21 protein-coding genes and 1 pseudogene are annotated in these 17,870 nt (G+C 64.9%); 12 read left to right on the top strand and 10 right to left on the bottom strand.

Going from position 1 to position 17,870, the window contains the following annotated elements; genetic code table 11:
* Positions 1-17 precede the first annotated feature (17 nt).
* The 4 genes and pseudogenes from QK290_RS08270 to QK290_RS08255 form a co-directional block, all read right to left on the bottom strand.
* The gene (locus tag QK290_RS08270; protein WP_282330235.1) at positions 18-419 is read right to left on the bottom strand and encodes a VOC family protein; all 402 of its coding nucleotides are present in this window, start codon (positions 417-419) and stop codon (positions 18-20) included.
* 48 nt (positions 420-467) lie between these two features.
* A pseudogene (locus QK290_RS08265) lies at positions 468-929 on the bottom strand (SRPBCC domain-containing protein); the annotation flags it as partial.
* Positions 929-1,279, bottom strand: coding sequence for a metalloregulator ArsR/SmtB family transcription factor (locus tag QK290_RS08260; protein WP_282330200.1), 351 nt, complete (start codon positions 1,277-1,279; stop codon positions 929-931). The pseudogene QK290_RS08265 and the gene QK290_RS08260, both read right to left, overlap by 1 nt.
* A 206-nt stretch (positions 1,280-1,485) precedes the next feature.
* Positions 1,486-2,229, bottom strand: a complete 744-nt coding sequence (locus QK290_RS08255; protein WP_282330234.1) for a GAF and ANTAR domain-containing protein — start codon at positions 2,227-2,229, stop codon at positions 1,486-1,488.
* A 320-nt stretch (positions 2,230-2,549) separates the two neighbouring features.
* Between QK290_RS08255 and QK290_RS08250 the strand changes: the two genes are divergently transcribed.
* The 3 genes from QK290_RS08250 (at position 2,550) to QK290_RS08240 (ending at position 6,042) form a co-directional block, all read left to right on the top strand.
* Positions 2,550-3,140: an adenylate kinase gene (locus tag QK290_RS08250; protein WP_282330199.1), complete on the top strand. Its 591-nt coding sequence runs from the start codon at positions 2,550-2,552 to the stop codon at positions 3,138-3,140.
* The gene (locus QK290_RS08245) at positions 3,137-4,009 is read left to right on the top strand and encodes an NAD(P)-dependent oxidoreductase (RefSeq protein WP_282330198.1); all 873 of its coding nucleotides are present in this window, start codon (positions 3,137-3,139) and stop codon (positions 4,007-4,009) included. Before QK290_RS08250 ends, QK290_RS08245 begins: the two co-directional genes overlap by 4 nt.
* A gap of 185 nt (positions 4,010-4,194) precedes the next feature.
* A complete protein-coding gene (locus QK290_RS08240; RefSeq protein ID WP_282330197.1) occupies positions 4,195-6,042 on the top strand; it encodes a S8 family serine peptidase in 1,848 nt (615 codons plus the stop codon).
* Here the strand turns inward: QK290_RS08240 and QK290_RS08235 are convergent.
* A complete protein-coding gene (locus QK290_RS08235) occupies positions 6,039-6,212 on the bottom strand; it encodes a hypothetical protein (protein ID WP_282330196.1) in 174 nt (57 codons plus the stop codon). The two genes, QK290_RS08240 and QK290_RS08235, sit on opposite strands and share 4 nt — an antisense overlap.
* A 142-nt stretch (positions 6,213-6,354) precedes the next feature.
* On the opposite strand from QK290_RS08235, the gene QK290_RS18640 reads away from it, so the two are divergent.
* Together QK290_RS18640 and QK290_RS08225 are read left to right on the top strand one after the other, a co-directional pair.
* A complete protein-coding gene (locus QK290_RS18640) occupies positions 6,355-6,582 on the top strand; it encodes a PfkB family carbohydrate kinase (RefSeq protein ID WP_348994450.1) in 228 nt (75 codons plus the stop codon).
* 297 nt (positions 6,583-6,879) lie between these two features.
* Entirely contained in the window at positions 6,880-7,659 is a 780-nt protein-coding gene (locus QK290_RS08225; protein WP_282330195.1) for a phosphatase PAP2 family protein, read from the top strand.
* A gap of 184 nt (positions 7,660-7,843) precedes the next feature.
* On the opposite strand, the gene QK290_RS08220 is transcribed toward QK290_RS08225, so the two are convergent.
* Complete coding sequence (locus QK290_RS08220) at positions 7,844-8,098, bottom strand: MerR family transcriptional regulator (RefSeq protein ID WP_282330194.1); 255 nt, start codon at positions 8,096-8,098, stop codon at positions 7,844-7,846.
* Between the two features lie 205 nt (positions 8,099-8,303).
* Here QK290_RS08220 and QK290_RS08215 point away from each other — a divergent pair, with 205 nt between their 5' ends.
* From QK290_RS08215 to QK290_RS08200, 4 genes are all read left to right on the top strand, one after another.
* Positions 8,304-8,729 (top strand): Hsp20 family protein, encoded by a 426-nt coding sequence (locus QK290_RS08215; RefSeq protein ID WP_282330233.1) that lies wholly within the window; start codon positions 8,304-8,306, stop codon positions 8,727-8,729.
* Positions 8,730-8,804: 75 nt separating this feature from the next.
* Positions 8,805-9,158: a DnaJ domain-containing protein gene (locus tag QK290_RS08210; protein WP_282330193.1), complete on the top strand. Its 354-nt coding sequence runs from the start codon at positions 8,805-8,807 to the stop codon at positions 9,156-9,158.
* Positions 9,159-9,201: 43 nt separating this feature from the next.
* Entirely contained in the window at positions 9,202-9,579 is a 378-nt protein-coding gene (locus tag QK290_RS08205) for a hypothetical protein (RefSeq protein WP_282330191.1), read from the top strand.
* Positions 9,580-9,836: 257 nt separating this feature from the next.
* Positions 9,837-11,384 (top strand): GH1 family beta-glucosidase, encoded by a 1,548-nt coding sequence (locus QK290_RS08200; RefSeq protein WP_282330190.1) that lies wholly within the window; start codon positions 9,837-9,839, stop codon positions 11,382-11,384.
* Here QK290_RS08200 and QK290_RS08195 read toward each other — a convergent pair.
* Positions 11,381-12,232: a formate/nitrite transporter family protein gene (locus QK290_RS08195; protein ID WP_282330189.1), complete on the bottom strand. Its 852-nt coding sequence runs from the start codon at positions 12,230-12,232 to the stop codon at positions 11,381-11,383. The two genes, QK290_RS08200 and QK290_RS08195, sit on opposite strands and share 4 nt — an antisense overlap.
* Before the next feature lie 43 nt (positions 12,233-12,275).
* Positions 12,276-13,358: a phosphatase domain-containing protein gene (locus tag QK290_RS08190; RefSeq protein ID WP_282330188.1), complete on the bottom strand. Its 1,083-nt coding sequence runs from the start codon at positions 13,356-13,358 to the stop codon at positions 12,276-12,278.
* Between the two features lie 135 nt (positions 13,359-13,493).
* Between QK290_RS08190 and QK290_RS08185 the strand changes: the two genes are divergently transcribed.
* The 3 genes from QK290_RS08185 (at position 13,494) to QK290_RS08175 (ending at position 16,419) form a co-directional block, all read left to right on the top strand.
* Positions 13,494-15,305: a glycoside hydrolase family 15 protein gene (locus QK290_RS08185; protein ID WP_282330187.1), complete on the top strand. Its 1,812-nt coding sequence runs from the start codon at positions 13,494-13,496 to the stop codon at positions 15,303-15,305.
* A gap of 113 nt (positions 15,306-15,418) precedes the next feature.
* Positions 15,419-15,709 (top strand): hypothetical protein, encoded by a 291-nt coding sequence (locus QK290_RS08180; protein WP_282330186.1) that lies wholly within the window; start codon positions 15,419-15,421, stop codon positions 15,707-15,709.
* Entirely contained in the window at positions 15,709-16,419 is a 711-nt protein-coding gene (locus tag QK290_RS08175; protein WP_282330185.1) for an HAD family hydrolase, read from the top strand. Before QK290_RS08180 ends, QK290_RS08175 begins: the two co-directional genes overlap by 1 nt.
* A 41-nt stretch (positions 16,420-16,460) precedes the next feature.
* Here QK290_RS08175 and QK290_RS08170 read toward each other — a convergent pair whose 3' ends face one another.
* On the bottom strand, positions 16,461-16,838 hold the full coding sequence (locus QK290_RS08170; RefSeq protein WP_282330184.1) for a sterol carrier family protein: 378 nt from the start codon (positions 16,836-16,838) through the stop codon (positions 16,461-16,463).
* Between the two features lies 1 nt (position 16,839).
* A complete protein-coding gene (locus tag QK290_RS08165) occupies positions 16,840-17,856 on the bottom strand; it encodes an asparaginase (protein ID WP_282330183.1) in 1,017 nt (338 codons plus the stop codon).
* Between the last annotated feature and the right edge of the window lie 14 nt (positions 17,857-17,870).

The following is a 17,870-nucleotide window of genomic DNA, read 5'->3' as shown; positions in this document are numbered from 1 at the left end:
AAGCAATTGGGCGTCGCTCATGTCGCGGGCTCATATCCGACAAGCCAATGAAGTCCATGACGATCAATGACTTGGCCATCGGACGCGCCCCAAGGCTTTGGCGAGAGTGGGTCGAGCACCGACCCGTCAACGGAGAGTTTGTCGAACCACTTATGGAGGACTGTCGGTTCGGCGGTTCCCAGCAGCGAGAGCATGATGCCTTCGAGCCGGACCGTTGTTTGGCCTTCGGCTGCGTCCGATCCTGCCAGAGCAACGACGCCGTTGAGCACTCCATGAGCTACGGCTTTTGGTGGGCCGTCGCTCCTGCCGAAGTCCTCGTACGTGTATAGGGAAAGCTCACCGCCGAAAACATCCGCGTAGAAGTTCAATGCTTCCCGTGCCGTTCCCGGGAAAAAGACATAGATCTGGGGCCCGGCCATGCGCCCATTGGTCACTGTGGTCATGGCGGTGCTGTCCTTGACCCGGTCGATGGTGGCACCCCAGCCCTCCTGAGTGCCTCCCAGCATGAGCTTTTGCACCTCTTCGATGTCGAGATGCTCAGAGAACTGAACTGTGAGGACGAGCTCCGTTTCCGTGCCTAAGTCGTTCAGCTGCACCGTGACCACAGGGGCTTCTCGTTCGTTCTCGCCGTGGAGTTCGGGCCAGCCTCCAACTGCTCCCCAGCGGAAAACGAGTCGTTCGTCGGGAACAATCTCCAGGTAGATCCCCCCGGTGGGGTAGCTAAGGTCGTCATTGACGATCATCTGCTGCTTCCACGTTCCCCCAACGCGGAGGTCCACCTCAATGGGTGTGGTCGGTGTGGGCATGTCGGGGTTGTAGAACCAAGCCAGGTGCTCAGGGTCAGTCCACGCCGTGAACACGGCATGCCGCGATGCAGCCAAAATACGGGTAAGGGTGAAGCTTCGATCCTGTGTCGGGTAGTGGGTCATCATCTATCCTCCGGTTCTGTGAGCTCATCGGGCCGATCGGGCGTTATGGCGAGCTGAGCATCAAGGCGATCCAACCGCGTGCCCAAGAAATCGCGGTACGGGCCCATCCAATCCTCAACCTTCTGTAGCGGTGCAGGTTGGAGGCGGCAGTTCCTCCACTGCGCAGACCTGGACTTAGTGATCAGCCCGGCCTGCTCGAGCACTTTCAGATGACGTGATACAGATGGAACGCTAATTGAGTGCGGGGCGGCTAGTTCGGTCACCGTCGCCTCGCCCTGCTGCAATTGCGCCAGCAGAGCACGGCGGGTGGGATCCGCCAACGCAATGAAGATCGTACTCAATTCGTCCATTTGCGCCCCAGCCTAATTACGTATCAACGCAAATACAAGGCTGGATGATCGCTTCTGTTCATCTTCATTGGATTCGTGATCCCCGCGCGAAGGACCGCCACTCACTTGCCCACGGCTAGTGGGCCCCGATAAGACTGCAATCCCACGGTCTCGTCCTCAGGTCGTCTCAGCGGTAACGCCTCGGGCCGCCGGTTGCGGGGCCGAACTCAGCCGTCGTAGTGCGTCTGGACCGGCTCTTGGCCAAGTGCATTCACCACGGCCGCCGCGACGATATGCAGCTTGGAATTGCGGGTGCTGGACGCCGCTTTGAGCAGTTCAAAAGCCTCCTGCTGGCTGCACCGGTTCTGGGCCATGATGATGCCTACCGCCATGTCGATCACTGTGCGTGATTCGAGGGTGGCACGCAGGTGCGCCGCGGTCTCGCTGTAATGCGCGAAACGCACCGCAAGCCGCAGGGCCAGCGACGTCTGGCGGACGAAGCCATCCGCAGCCGTCAGCACGCGGGCTTCGAAGCGGGAGGTCCGGTGGGAGTAGAGGAGGAGCGTGGCTTTCGTTTCCCCCTCCAGCTGGAACGGGATGGCGAGGACTGAATGGATGCCTTGGGCCAGGACGGCCTCGCAGTATTCGGGCCAGCGTGATTCGTCCTTCACATCAGGAACATGGACCGTCACCTGCTCCAGCGAGGCAGCCATGCCCGGGCCTTGCTCGGACTGGTATTCAATCTGACTCAAAGCGCGGGCAGCCGTCCCGCTGCTGGCGATGGTGGCCGACTTGCGCGGGCGCAGAAGAGTGATTCCGCACAGCACTTCGTCGCCGGCTTCCGAAAGGTTGCGGGCCGACACCCGGGCGAGCTCATCCAGGAACTCCTCTACGTCGGAGCTCTTGAGGAGTTCTTCGTGCAGGTGCTCGGTGATTGATGTAGCTGATTTTGCTGTTGACTCGCTGGCCACGGTTCTTAGTGCCATTCGCTCAGGTCATAACGAGCCGGCAACTCCCCGCACAACCCCTGCCGTCGTGGCAAAAGGTGTCGACGGTCGCTGGATCGACGAACTGTCCAACGGCCTGCTGCTAAACCGATAACCAGAAGTATATACAGGTCAGAGCCTTGGGGAGCGCCATATGGCTGGCCACTAAACTCTCTCGATCACGCTGGATCCCTTCCCGGAGGCTGGCGTTGTGCTGCGACTTGTGGGCAGAATGAAGCTCACGTTGGCGCTGCCGACGGTGGACCCCAGACCAGCCGGCAAGGACGCCACGGAGGGACAAGAACATGACCAGAATGCTCATCATCGGGCCGCCCGGCTCGGGCAAAGGCACGCAGGCGGAGCACATCGCCAGGCACTTCAGCATCCCGACGGTATCCACGGGCGAGATTTTCCGGACCAACGTCAGCCAGGAGACGCAGCTGGGTGTGGAGGCCGCCAAATATCTCGACGACGGTGCTTTTGTCCCGGACCAGCTCACCAACGCCCTGGTCAAGGACCGGCTTCTCGACGCCGATCTGCAACCCGGTTTCCTGCTGGACGGATACCCCCGGACAGCTCCCCAGCTCATGGAGCTGGACAACATACTGGCTTCCCAGGGCCACCGCCTCGACGCCGTGGTGGAACTCCGCGCACCGGATTCCGAACTCGAGCAACGGATGCTGCAGCGGGCCAAGGAGCAGGGCCGGAAGGACGACACCATAGAGGTGTTCCGGCACCGGCTGGACCTCTACAATCGCGAAACCCACGAGGTCGTGGCGGTCTACGCCGGCCGAGGCATGGTGGTTTCGGTGGACGGCAGCGGTGACCCCGGCGACATCACCACTCGTGCCATTGCCGCCGTCGAAAAGTTCCTGGCCGACCGGGTGTCCCCATGAGAATTGCAGTGACCGGCGGAAGCGGAAAATTGGGGCGGCATGTGGTGCGCAGGCTGACCGACGACGGCCATCAGGTGCTGAACCTGGACCGTGCGGGGGAGCGGCACCACGGGTTGGCACTCGTGGACCTGCGCAATTACGGCCAGGTCCTTGACGTGTTCCTGGGTCTTGACGACCGGCACTCCGGGTTTGACGCGGTCGTCCATCTCGGTGCCGTTCCGGCGCCCGGCATCATTCCGGATGCCGCCACGTTCGAGAACAACATGCTCTCCACCTACAACGTGTTCCAGGCGGCCCGGCGGGCCGGGATCAAGAAGGTGGTTTACGCCTCCAGTGAGACGGTGCTGGGACTGCCGTTCGACGTCGATCCGCCCTACATCCCGGTGGATGAGGAGTACCCGGCCCGGCCCGAAAGCACGTACTCGTTGGTGAAGCACCTTGAGGAGCAGATGGCGATCCAGTTGACGCGCTGGGATCCGGAGCTGAGTATCACGGGCCTGCGATTCTCGAACGTGATGGATCCTGAGGACTATGAACTGTTTCCGTCGTTCGATGCCGACGCCGCGCTGCGCAAGTGGAACCTCTGGGGCTACATTGACGGGCGCGACGGCGCGCAGGCTGTGGCGCGTGCGCTGGAAAACGGCCAGCCCGGATTCGAGGCTTTCATCGTCGCGAACGCGGATACCGTGATGACTCGTTCCAGCGCCAGCCTTGCCGCGGAGGTGTTTCCCAACGTGACGGTGACCAAGGAGTTGGGCGAACACGAGACCATGCTCTCGATCGAGAAGGCCCGGCGGCTGCTGGGCTTCGAGCCTGAACATACGTGGCGGACCTACCATTCCAACAGGACCACGCCCACGGAGGACTGAAGCGGCGAAGACTGAAAATCACGCCACTGAAGAAGACGGTTCCTCAAGAAATCCGCAGGCGCCGAAGGGTTGGCGCAGGATCGGCCCAGTTCGCCGCATCGGTGTGTGCCGGGCTCCTAATCTGGTGATAAGCGGCGATTTGTTGCCGCCAGCATCAATTCAGACCGCCACGCTAGGACCCCACCATGCTCACCCGCCGTTTTGTGCTGCCGGCTGCCGCCCTGCTGATTTCTGCCGTAGCACTGCCTGCCTCGGGCCTTCCCGCCGGGGCCGTTGAGCCGGCCCCTGCCCCCGCCGGCACCGCCGCAAGCGTCCGCTACCTGGTCCGCTACGCCGCGGAAACGGACGTCCCCGCGGAGGTGGCACGCCTGAAAACGCAGGGCATCGGCGTCGGGCGCTCCTTTTCGCACGCCCTGCGAGGCGCCGTTATTACCGCGACGCCGGCCCAAGCCGCGGCGTTAGCCCGCTCGGCGCGCGTCGCTTCAGTGGAAGTTGACGCGCCCATCACCGTTTCTGCGACGCAGCAGCCCGCGCCATGGGGGTTGGACCGGGTGGACCAGCGGGCACTGCCGCTCTCGGGTTCCTACTCCTGGACCTCAGCCGGCGCCGGAGTCAGCGCATATGTGGTGGACACGGGCGTGCTCGCCGCCCACACGGAGTTTGCCGGCCGGGTGGCAACAGGCTGGACGGCCGTGGCCGATGGCCGCGGCACCAGCGACTGCAACGGCCACGGCACGCATGTGGCCGGGACGGTGGCCGGAACCACCTACGGCGTGGCCAAGGCCGCGACGATCGTCCCCGTCAGGGTCCTGGACTGCACAGGATCCGGCTTCAACTCCGACGTCGTGGCTGGCCTGGACTGGATCGCCGCCAACCACTCGGCAGGAACGCCCGCCGTGGTGAACATGAGCCTGGGCGGGGCGGCCAGCGCGGCCGTGGATTCCGCGCTCCAGGGTGTCATTACCGACGGCGTCACTGCAGTTGTTGCCGCCGGAAACTCCGCCGTGGACGCCTGCGGGGGCTCGCCAGCGCGGCTCCCGGCTGCGGTCACGGTGGCAGCCAGCGATTCGGCCGACCGCCAGGCTTCCTTCTCCAACTTCGGTTCCTGCGTGGACCTGTATGCACCCGGCGTCGGCATTGTCTCAGCGTCGTACACTTCCACTACGGCAACCGCCTCAATGTCCGGCACGTCCATGGCGGCACCTCATGCGGCCGGCGCGGCGGCGGTGCTGCTGTCCCAGAACCCGGCGCTCACGCCCGCCCAGGTCGCTTCGGCATTGACGTCGAACGCCACTGCCGGCGCCATCACGGGTGCCGGAACCGGCACGCCGAACCGCCTGCTGTATGTTGGGGCCGCTGCGGCACCCGCACCTGCGCCCGCCCCGGTGCTTCCCGCCCCCACTGTCACGGCAAAATCACCCGCAGCACAGTCGACGGCGGTGCCCGTGGCCAGCAACGTGACGGCCACCTTCAACAAGACGGTCCAAGGGGTCGGTGCAGGAACCTTTGTGCTCCGGAACGCCGCCGGCACGGCCATCCCCGCAACGGTGAGCTATAACGCCACAACCACAACGGCCACCCTTGATCCGTCCGCGAACCTGGCCGCGGATGTCACCTACACGGCCACGCTGGTGGGCGGCACCACCGCCATCCGGGACACCGCTGGCACGCCGTTGGCCACCACGAGCTGGACGTTCACCACCGGCCCGGCGCCCACGGTCACGGGTTTCACGCCGGGCAGCAATTCCATCCTGGTCAGGCGGAACAACAACCTTTCGGTGACCTTCAGCGAGCCGGTCCAAGGTGTCAGCACAGCCACATTCACGGTGAAGAATGCCGCCACAGGGGCCATGGTCCCGGCCGCCGTCTACCGCAACGGAACCAGCAACCAATGGATTCTGGACCCGCAGAACGCCCTGACGGCCAAAACGAAATACACGGTGACAGTCACCGGTGGCGGGGCGTCCATCCGCGACCTCGCAGGCAATCAGCTAGCCACCCGGACATGGCAGTTCACCACGGGTTCGATCTAGCTGTCCGCGAGGGAAGGGGAGGCCGACGGCGGCAATTGGGGGGTGCCGTCGGCCTCTGTTGTGTGCTGAGGGGTTGTTCGCTGCCGGGGCACGTCCGGCGCCTCGCCCTGGTGGTGCTCGAACCAGATATGGCCAACTTCTTCGGCGAACTGTTCCACGATCCCGCTCATGGCGGCACGGAATTCCACGTCCAGCCGGAGGAAATCGTCGCTGTCGCCGCGCTGCCAGGGAGACCAGATCGCTGCCGGCGTCCCGGGACGCCCGTCCGGCCGCTAGCCGGGCGGCCTGCGGTTCGAGGCTCCCGCCATAGCAGTGACCAGCATCGATACCGTGGGCGCGGGGGACGCGTTCACCGCCGGCTACCTCTCTGCCCTGCTCGACGGTGAGGACGTTGCCGGCCGCCTGCGACCGCAGGCGCTAACTACCAGGGCCAGCGCGTGCCGCGCCACATCGTTGAGGTGGTTCGCCACCGAGCGCCGCACGTACTCCGGAGGGTCCCGGTACAGGGCGTCCAGAATCGGGAGGGACGCCTCCGGATGAAGGACGAAGGCGGGTACCCGCACCGCCCAGGGGAGGCACGGCCGTGTCCCTCGCTGGCCAGCTGCCGGACATGCTCGTGCTCCACCCCGAGAAACCGGCGCCGGAAAGGGCAGCGCGGAAGGTGCGCGCCGCCGTCGGATATCCCGGAGCTGGAAGTTCCCGCACGTCCCCCAGCAGCGCCCTGCTGACCGCATCCGTACGGCCGCGAAGGCTCAACCCGTCCAAGTGCGCCCAACGACGGGCAGAAGGGATAATCTTCACCGTAGGACTCCTCAACGGCGCACGGACGGAAGCACAGTGGCAGAGCAGACACGTAAGAACAGTCTTTGGCGAACCTTCCATGACAAGTTCGTGGTGGAGGAACGCTTTATGGAACCGGCCGCGCGCACGGCTCTGTACCGCACGGCGGTGGTCCTTATGGCCGTGGGGGCCCTGCTGTTCGTCATTACGCTCGTGGGCGTCCTGCAGAGCAACACTGGCCCGTGGGGTCCCGACGAATCCATCCGCAACTGGCTGATCTCGCTCCGGTCCGAGACCCTCACGGCCGTGATGATCTTCCTCGCCGTTGTCTTCGGCCCCGTCGCACTGCCCGTCATCGTGCTGGTGGTGACGGTGGTCTGGGGGTTCGCGGCCAAGCACGCCTGGCGGCCCATTCTGCTCGCCGCCGCCATGCTCACCGGCGTCGTGATATCGCAGATCATCCTGGCGATCGTCCAGCGCTCGCGGCCCCCCGTGGACCTGATGCTGTTCGGCGCCGACCACACCTTCTCGTTCCCGTCCGGCCACGTCCTCGGTGCCTGCGACTTCCTGCTGGTGACCACGTTCCTCGTCTTCTCGCGGCGGAAAAACCCGACGTCGGCAGTCTTCGGCTTCGTTGGTGCGGGCATCGGCATAGTTCTCGCCGCTGTGAGCCGCCTGTACCTCGGCTACCACTGGTTCAGCGACGCGCTTGCCTCGATTACGCTCTCGCTCCTGATCCTCGGTGCCGTCATCGCCCTGGATACGTGGCGGACCGCCCGAATCCCCGGCGAACGGATCACGGGCGAGCTCTCGAAAGCGGACACACCGGGAGATTAGCCGCGATGGCAACCGAGGATGATGTGCTGAGCATGTCCCTGGCACTGCCAAGTGTCACCGAGCGCAGAAGCTGGTGCTGGTCCGGCTGGCCCGTATCGGCACCGAGGAACTCGGCGAACTGCTGGCGGAGTCCTACCGGCTGGCGGGCGGGAGCAGAGCCTGAGCGACGCTGGGACCGTAGCCTCTACGCCTCCTGTCGTGGCCTGACCCGTCTGAGGGCGAGGCGTAGTTCGGCGTTCGCTACCTCGAGCTCCAATACTTTGGCGATGCCGGCAAGATTTATCCCCTGATCCAGGAGTTCTCCGATGTGCAGGAGCAGTGCTACATCCGCATCACTGTACTGACGCGTGCCTCCGGCCGTTCGCTCCGGCAGGATCAGGCCTTTGGTCTCGTAGAGTCTGATGTTCTGCTGCCCGGTCCCTGCCAGCTTTGCCGCCACAGAGATGGCATACAGTGCCTGCCCGGCCCGAGGACCCGGTTTCCGTCCTGGTGTTCCACCGACCGCATTCACTCGAAAATTCCCTCCCATGATGTTGCATCAGTCTCGCACGGGTGCTATAAAAAATCTATATCCACCAACACAGATAACCGATGGTGGGTAGATGAACTGAATTCAACATCTCAAACTGAAGGAGTGAGAAATGATGTTGATGCGTACGGACCCGTTCCGTGAGCTGGACCGGCTCGCCCAGCAGGTCTTCGGAACCGCCGCCCGGCCGGCGGCCATGCCTATGGACGCCTGGCAGGAAGACGGCGTGTTCGTGGTCGCGTTCGACCTCCCGGGCGTCAAGACCGATTCGGTGGACCTCAACGTTGAACGCAACGTACTGACTGTCCGGGCGGAGCGCCAGGATCCCACGCAGCCCAATGTGGAACTGGTGGCTTCAGAGCGGCCGCGCGGTGTGTTCAGTCGCCAGCTGATCCTGGGTGACACCCTTGATGCGGACAACATCACGGCCAGCTACGACCAAGGCGTGCTAACGCTGCGCATCCCGGTGTCGGAGCAGGCCAAGCCGCGCAGGATCGAGATCGAAAACAAGCAGGGGTCCCTGCACGAGATCGGCAAGTAGGCCCGGACCGCCGGGGCACCGGTTGCAGCCGGTGCCCCGTCGCCGTCGCCGTATGATTCCCCGGAAAGTACCGCTATGACCAGCCAGCCGGACTACTACGCCGCCCTGAGGGTGAAACCCGATGCCAGCCAGCAGGAGATTTCCCGTTCCTACCGGGCGCTGATGCGCACCCACCACCCTGACATCGACGGCAGCCCAGCGGGTGAGCGCGACGTCGATGATGGAGAGCTGCTGCGGATCATGCAGGCCTACGCTGTGCTCGGAGACCCGGCGCGGCGCGCGGTCTACGGCCGGAGCCGCAACAGAAAGAGCGCGCCGGATGGCACCACCAACGTCATCCCGATCCGGAACGTCAGCAACCGGTACGTCCCGGCCGGCAACACCATCAGGATCACGCCGGTGCGCTGGGAAAGCGGGCCGTGGGCATAAAACCTAAGACGACAGCCATCACCGCGAGGAGGCGGACAAAACAATGAGCGACTGGCGCCGCTACGACTCCCACCTGATTCCTGCCTTCCACGAACGCTTCGAACGGCGCTGGGGCAAGGGCTCTGCGCCGTTCCTGGACCCGGAAGCCCACGAAGAACCGGTGCCCCGGGCCCAATGGATCAACCCTGCCACCGGCGCGGCCCTGGCAGTGGTTCCCGTATGGACTAAAGAGGACGAGCAGCAGCGGTCGTATGGGGTGTTCTATCTTCCGCCCGCCGACGACGTCTGGGTGCTGCGGCCCGGATACACCGGCTATCTGGAGCCGGCAGATGGCGACGCGGAGCAGCTCGTCACGCTCCGGAATGATGCCTTCCGGAAGGCCGTGGCGCACGCCAAGGAGTTCCTGTTCGGCTCACAATGAGCCGGCAGCGTCCGTGCCGCTGCCCAGCAGGCTGCGAGCGCCAGGTGTTCGGTCAGCGCTTCCGGTAGCTGTTTGCCCGCCTGCCGCCGGTGGCTTCCGGCCTGCGCCAGCTGACCCAGCGCGGAAAAATCGTCGATGAACTTCCCCAGTTTGTCATCCATGCACAGACCCTAGCAGTGACGCTCGTCAGCAGCCCGGCCGTATGTCATTCTGGGACGTACCCGTTCCACGCTTTCTCTTGCATAAGGGCTGACTCCATGCACATTTCCGCCAAGGACCTGGCCGCCATCATCCCGGCGGACTTCACGCTGGGAGTGGCAACCGCAGCCTTCCAGATCGAGGGCGCGCTCACCGAGGATGGGAGGGGCCCGGCGGGCTGGGACGTGTTTTCGGCCAAGGAAGGCACCATCGTGGACGACCACAGCCCGGCTGTGGCCTGCGACCACTATCACCGCATGCCCGGCGATGTTGCCCTCATGAAGCAGCTGGGCGTCGACTCGTACCGGTTCTCGCTGTCCTGGCCGCGGATCCAGCCCAACGGCAGCGGCCCGGTGAATCCTGCCGGGCTGGACTTTTACGACAGGCTCCTGGACGAGCTCCTGGCCAACGGTATTTCGCCCATGGTCACCCTCTATCACTGGGACACTCCGCTGGCATTGGACGACGCCGGCGGCTGGATGAATCGCAATACCGCCCATCGACTCGGGGAGTTCGCCGCGATTGCCGCTGCTGCGTACGGTGACCGTGTTGCCCGATGGGTCACCATCAACGAGCCCGCCACAGTCAGCACCAACGGCTACACCATGGGCCTGCACTCGCCGGGCGAAGCCCTTATGCTCAAGGCGTTGCCCACCGTGCACCACCAGCTTCTGGGCCATGGGCTCGCGCTGCAGGCATTGCGGTCGGCGGGGGTCCCGGGCGAGATCGGGATGACCAACGTGTACTCGCCCATGGTCCCGAACTCCATCAACCCCCTGGACCGGATCAGCGCTGGCCTGATGGACATTGCACAGAACCGGCTGTACGCGGACCCAGTCCTCACGGGCCAATATCCGGATATCATCCGCGCCGCGAAGTTCTTCGGCTCCTTCGACCATCCGGACGAGGACATGGAGATTATCTCGCAGCCGCTGGATTTCTACGGACTCAACTACTACATGCCCACCAAGGTAGCCGTCGGTCCCGGCGACGGGGCGGTGCCGGCCACCATGGCGGAGGCCATGGGCAGCGACCTGAGTTCAGCCGGCAACGGCTCCACGCCATTCCACGTGGAGGCCTGGCCCGAAGCAGACATCACCGCTTACGGCTGGCCGGTGAAGCCCGAGTATATGGGGGTGGCACTGAAGGAAATGGCGGAACGGTACCCGCATCTTCCGCCGGTGATCATCACCGAGGGCGGCGCCAGTTTCGAGGACATCATCGTCCGCGACAAGTCCACCAACACCACCTTCATTCCGGACGAGCGGCGGCTGAAATACCTGTCGGACCACATCGAGTCAGCGCTGAAGGCCACGGCTCCCGGCGGCGAAGCGGAGGGCATAGACCTCCGCGGCTACTACGTGTGGTCACTCATGGACAATTTTGAATGGTCGGCAGGCTACAAACAGCCGTTCGGCCTGCTGCATGTTGATTTTGAGACCCTGGAGCGCACGCCGAAGGCGTCCTACTTCTGGCTTCAGGAGCTCATCGAGGAGCGGAACCTTGCCGCGGCGGCGGGTGCCGCCGTCGCGCAGGCCATGGAACCTGACGCAACGGAAGCGCCCGACGACGGCGTGACCACCTCGGGTGCCACCCCTAAAACCTAGCCGGCGTGGTGCGCGTCTTCCGGGTCTTCGGGGGAGCCATCGCGCCGTTCCTTCAGTAGCTTACGGGCGCTCACCAGCCGTAGCGCGGTCACCAGCAGGATCCCGCCAAGCATGTTAAAGACCACGACATAGGAAAACCAGCCGAGCCATTGAAGGTAGTCGATGTCGGCGCCCGCGTGGATGGCACCGAAGATCAGCAGCGAGTCCAGGATCGAGTGGAAGAGCTGCAGACCGTAGAGCAGGAAAGCGCCAACGACGGCGGCCGCGATCTTGCCGGTGACGCTGTCCGTCCCGTGCTGCATGCGGGTCATCAACGTGATGGTGCTCCCCGCCAACACGGCAAGACACACGGTTTTCCAGCTAAACCCGGCGTCGAGAAAGTAGGTGGCTTCCTTCGTGATGGTCCCGTTCCACTGCGGGAACGCTGTCATGATCAATGCCATGAAAAGCCAACCGCCCACCAGGTTGGCAATGAGTGTGCCGCCCCAGAGCTTCCCGAGCTGCACGTAGCTTGCCTCCCGTGCGACGACTGCGGCAATGGGCACCAGGAAGCCTTCAGTGAACAGTTCGCTCTTGGCCAGCAGGAGGGCGATGAGCCCTGCACTGAACGCCAGTCCCGCAAGAAGGTGGTTCCCGGTCTCATAGAGAACGCCAAGATAGGCCATGATGCCAACGCCTATTTCAAACCCGCCGAACAAGCCGGTGATGAGCACGTCCCGAAAGTTGCGGTTCAGCCGCTGCGCGCCTTCCTCAACCGTGCGGTCGAAGGATTCCTCAACCTCCTCTTCAACCGGGCCCGGATTGTCGCCAAGTTCCCGTCGCCGTGCATCGCCGTCGGTGTCGCTCATTCGTGTCGCCTATCCGCCTGAAAGTGTTGCGGACCCCCGGAATCTAGAGGAGGTCCAGGAGCTTGAGCTGTTTGGCCATCCCGGCGCCGTCGGGCGAATAGATCCAAGGCACCACAGAGGTGGTGTGGTCGCCGTCCTCGGAGTGCCCGCCGGCGAAGACGGACTCGCTGACGGAGAGCTGCCGGATGGCGATGGCGGCCACCCTGTCGGCGTTTTCCTGCGCGAAGCCTGAATAGATCTGCTCGTCGTGCTGGCCGTTGTCGCCGATCAGGAGCCACCGCATGTCCGGGAATTCCTTGGCGAGGCGCTCCAGGTTGCGGTGCTTGTGCTCCCGCCCGCTGCGGAACCAGCGGTCCTGGGTCAGGCCCCAGTCGGTGAGGAGGAGGGCCCCCGCGGGATACATGTTCCGGCTCAGGAACCTCGCCAGTGTGGGGGCGGCGTTCCACGGACCCGTGGACAGATAGATGACCGGCGCGTCCGGGTGTTCAATGGTGAGCCGTTCCAGCAGGACCGCCATCCCCGGAGTCGCCATCCGGGCCCGTTCGCTGAGGACAAACGTGTTCCACAGGGCCAGGAACGGCCTCGGCAGGGCGGTGACCATCACGGTGTCGTCGATGTCGGACACGATGCCGAACTTCGCATCCGCGTCGATCACCTGGATCAGCGTTTCCACGGGCTCGGTCCCGTCAGCCCGCAGGACGGCGGTGTGCCAGCCGGGCGGGAGCTCCACGTCCACCACGGTGTCGATGAGCCCGCCCCGGTCTGCCCGGACCCGGGTGGTGACGCCGTCGATGGTGATTTCGACCTCGACGAACTGCATCGGAACGCTGGTGAAGGCCCGCCAGCCGCGGACGTTTTGATTGCCGTTGCGGGCTGCGTGCTCGGCCCAGCTGCCCGGGGCAGGATTCTTGGTCAACAGGACGCGGCCAAGCACGCGTACCCAGCCGGTTGAACCGTAACCCTGGTACGCAATGGTCTGTGACGTGAAATTCCAGCGCTTGGCCAGCTGGATGCGGACGCCGTTGACGACGTCGGAAATCCGGTGTGCCAGGCGGAGAGTCCGGGTACCGGACTGTGGTGCGGGATGCGGAGTGTTCTGCGGTGAATTCTGAGGAGCCCTGTCCATGCCTCCACTCTGCCACAGCGCAACCGCGCGCCGGCACGTCCGGAGGTCCCGCCGTCGTGCGTGACGTCATCCCTTAATCAGGAACGCGGAGTGCCCACCCAGCCCTGTCAGCAATCCGTGTGGCAGTGTATGGGAATGGCGCGCATCGAAGACTATGCAGTTGTTGGCGACCTCCACACCGGCGCCCTGGTCAGCACCGAGGGCTCCATCGACTGGCTGTGCCTGCCGCGCTTCGACTCGCCGGCATGTTTCAACGCCCTTCTGGACACCCCGGAGGCCGGTCGCTGGCTGCTCGCACCTGCTAGTGGCGGCACGTGCACCAGGAGAAGTTACCGGGAGGGGACCTTGATCCTGGAAACCGAATGGGACACCCCGGAGGGGACTGTCCGGGTCATAGACTTCATGCCGCCGCGTGACTCGGTGGCGGACATCGTGCGGATCGTGGAGGGCGTAAGCGGAAGCGTGAGAATGCATGGCGAACTGGCGCTGAGGTTCGATTACGGGCATATCATTCCCTGGGTGCGCCGCGACAAGCACGGCCTGCATGCTGTCGCCGGGCCCGACTCCGTCTACTTTGTCACCAACGCGCCCCTTCACGGCGAGAATATGCACTCCGTCAGCGACTTTACGGTCGAGGCGGGGGAGCGAGTTCCATTTGTCCTGACGTGGGCGCCCAGCCACCTTTCCCGCCCGCACACTGTGGATGCCGAGGTGGTGCTGGGCACCACGCTCGCCTTCTGGCGCGGCTGGGCGTCCCAATGCACAGTGCAGGGCAAGTACCGGGATGCCGTGGTCCGTTCGCTGGTGACACTGAAAGCGCTGACTTACGCCCCCACCGGAGGCATCGTGGCCGCCGTCACCACGTCCCTGCCGGAACAGCTCGGCGGTCCCCGCAACTGGGATTACCGCTATTGCTGGCTGCGGGACGCCGCTATGACACTGCAGGCCCTGCTGGCCGCCGGCTACACCGCCGAGGCCGCCGCCTGGCGCGATTGGCTGCTCCGCGCTGTGGCAGGCGATCCGGCCGACCTGCAGATCATGTACGGCATCCACGGCGAACGCAGGCTTCCGGAGATGGAACTGCCGTGGCTTGCCGGGTACGAGAATTCGAAACCGGTACGGACCGGGAACGGCGCCGCGGAGCAGCTTCAGCTGGACGTCTGGGGGGAGGTGCTCGATTGCCTTGCGCTGACCAGGACCTCCCTGCTCAAACACACGGATGAATCCTGGGACGTTCAGGTCGCCCTGATGCAGCATCTGGAGACCATCTGGGACCAGCCGGACAACGGACTCTGGGAGATGCGCGGGCCGCGGCGCCATTTCACGCATTCGAAGGTGATGGCCTGGGTGGCCGCGGACCGGATGGTCAAGGGCGTCCGTGATTTCGGTCTGCCCGGCCCCGTGGAACGCTGGGAGGCACTGCGCGGCGACATCCACCGGGACGTCATGGACAACGGCTTCGACCCTGCCCGCAACACTTTCGTGCAGTCGTACGGGAGGCCTGAACTTGACGCCAGCCTCCTGCTGATCCCCCGGGTGGGCTTCCTGGCGCCGGATGATCCCCGCGTGCTGGGGACAATTGACGCCATCCAGCGGGAGCTGACCGAAGACGGTTTTGTGTTGCGTTACCGTCCCGCCGACAGCGACGACGGCCTCCCGGGGGACGAAGGGGTGTTCGTGGCCTGCTCCTTCTGGATGGTGGAGGCCCTGCTGGGCGCTGGGCGCACCGAGGAGTCCACCGAACTTTTCGAACGGTTGCTGGAACTGCGCAACGATGTGGGTCTGCTCAGTGAGGAGTGGGGCGTCAGGGCGGGGCGGCAGTTGGGCAATACGCCTCAGGCTTTCAGCCACTTCGCGCTTGTGACAAGCGCTCTTGAGCTTCATCAGGATACAGTTCGCCGAAGTGACACACCTATTCCCCCGGAGACCGAAAGGGTAGGGCAATAACGGCCTGAGGGCCGGCCCGGTCTTCACCTCCGGAAGGAAGGTAAGTATACTTACTAGACTCGCGGAGCGCTCCCAAAAGGCACAGCGCCGCGACTGAACGAGGGGTGGTTGTAATGGCCGGACATTTTGAGCTGGTGGATGCGCCCGACGGCGGCTACAGGGTACGGATGCTGGACGGTTCCGGGAACCTCATGGCAATCTCCGTGACCTTTCCCACCAAGAAAGCCGCGGTGGCCGGCATTGGAATGGCCCGCGAGATTGCCGGCACAGGCCTGATCAGGGACCGCAGCGGCAACGGTGCCGGAGCAGTCATCCGGGTCCGGACTGGCGCTGCGTCAACGTCGAAGGATAGCGCTGCCCGCGGCAGGAAGCTGTCCGGGTCCGCTCGCGCTGTGGCTGGGTGATGATCACCCAGAGCCATGCCCTGGTCCGCGGCAGAGAGCGGGGTGTCCTTTTTGACGTGGACGGGACCTTGGTGGACTCAGCGTATATCCACACGCTTGCATGGTGGCAGGCCTTCCGCCAGCACCAGCATGATGTCCCCATGGCTGCCATCCACCGCTGTGTCGGGATGGGCGGAGCGCGACTGGTGGACACCCTCCTTCCTGCTGGCCGGGACCGGGAGGCAGATGAGGACATCCTGGCCAGCCATGCGGCAGTGTTCGCGCAGAGCTGGCCGTCGCTGCGTCCATTGGACGGCGCCAAGGGGTTGCTGGCCCAGTGTCACGCCGGGGGACTCGCCCTCGCCCTGGCATCATCGGCCCGCACACAGGATCTGGCGGCCAACCGCAAAGCCCTCGGTGCGGACTCGTTCATCCATGCTGCCACCAGTGCCGACGATGCGAAGGCAAGCAAGCCGGCGCCCGACATCCTTGTGGCAGCGCTGCAAGCTGTTGGTGTGGCCGCGGCCGACGCTGTCTACGTGGGTGACGCGGTCTGGGACATGCAAGCCGCCGCAGCGTTGGGTATCCCCGCCATCGGCGTCACCTGCGGGGGGACCAGCGCCGCCGAGTTGCGGGCGGCAGGTGCGGCCGAGGTCTACGCCGGGCCCCGCGACATCCTGGACAACCTGCAGGCAAGCGCCATTGGCAGGCTGCTGACGCTGTCGGGCTGACTAACCCGCCCGCCGAGTTTTTGGTCAGATAGACTCGAGGGTTAAAGGGGTAGCAGCGCTGAGAGGTCCGCGCGCAGACCGGAGGCGGACACCCTGCTGGCCGCGACAGCGTCCGCCCAGCTCAACCGGCCGGTCACCATGCCCAGCCAAGTGGCGGCGTCGCACTCGATCACGTTGGGCGGGGTTCCGCGGGTGTGCCTCGGCCCCTCGACGCACTGGGTGACTCCGAACGGCGGCACCCGCACCTCCACCGAATTCCCCGGCGCCCGCGCGGTCACCTCCTCCAGCGTGTACCGCACCGCCGTGGCGGTGAGGTTGCGGGGGAGCGGAACGTCCGACGGCGATGCGGCGGCTTCCTGCCACGCGGCCAGTGCCGCAGTACCTTCTTCAATGCCGATCCGACGGCGTGCTACGGCCATGTCAGTCCAGAAGAGCTGACACGGCCGGACCCAGCCGGATCTTGCCCACCTCGTGGCTGCCGCCCATCACCGGGGCAACCACTTTTTCGAGAACGCTGGAGACTCCGGGGACGTCCACGGCGCCAACCGCGGCAAGAAGTGTCAGGCCCACCAGCGAGGTGGCGCGCAGATTCCCGTCCAGCATCTTGATGGCCACGGACACGCCCTGGGGTGTGGCCATGGCCAGGACGCCCTCTGCGCCGATCTTGGCAATGATGCCGAGTTCGTCCATCACGATGGTGTTGGCCTGGCCGCGGCCCTGGACGGCCCACGGGTAGTCGAGCATGGACGTGGCGATGGTGGCGGCCCGGGCGTTGGAGTGCTTGTCGCCAGGCGCCTTGGCCAGCATCGAGAATGCGCGGGCCAGCCCGGTCAGCGAAATAGCGGCAACAGGGGCGCCGCACCCGTCAATGCCCAGATGGGCGATGCGCTCGCCGCTGTATTCCTCGATCACGCTGCGGACCCGTTGCTGCAGGGGATGGTTCGGCTCGAGGTAGCTGTGGGTGTCCCAGCCGTTTTCCGTGCAGGCCCACAGGAAGGCGGCGTGCTTTCCGGAGCAGTTGAAGGCGAGCTTGGACTTGCCCTTTTCGGAACGGATCAGCCAGTTGCGGGCCGTCTCGTCCTGCGGCCAGGCGGCGGGGCACTGGAGTTGGTCCTCCCGGACGCCGGCGGCCTTGAGCATGCCCTCCACTACATCCATATGGTCCAGGGAGCCCGTGTGGCTGCCGCAGGCCAGCGCCACCTGCGCGCCGCGCAGGGGAACGCCGGACTGCATGGACGCCAGGGCCTGCAGCGGTTTGAGTGCGGACCGTGCGTACATGGGGGTGCTGATGTCGCCGAGTTCGGTGACAACAGACCCGTCGGCGGACAGTACGACGGCGGAGCCAATGTGCCGGGACTCCACAAAACCACTTCGTTCAACAACAGCGAGTTCGACGGCGGAGTCCACGGTGAACGTGGCATGCGGGTTGTGCGGCATATTGTCAGTCTAGG

Origin of the sequence: Pseudarthrobacter sp. AL07 (assembly GCF_029960665.1) — a bacterium.
GTDB lineage: Bacteria > Actinomycetota > Actinomycetes > Actinomycetales > Micrococcaceae > Arthrobacter.
Note: the sequence above shows the minus strand (reverse complement) of the source record. Positions and strands in the feature narration are given on the sequence as shown.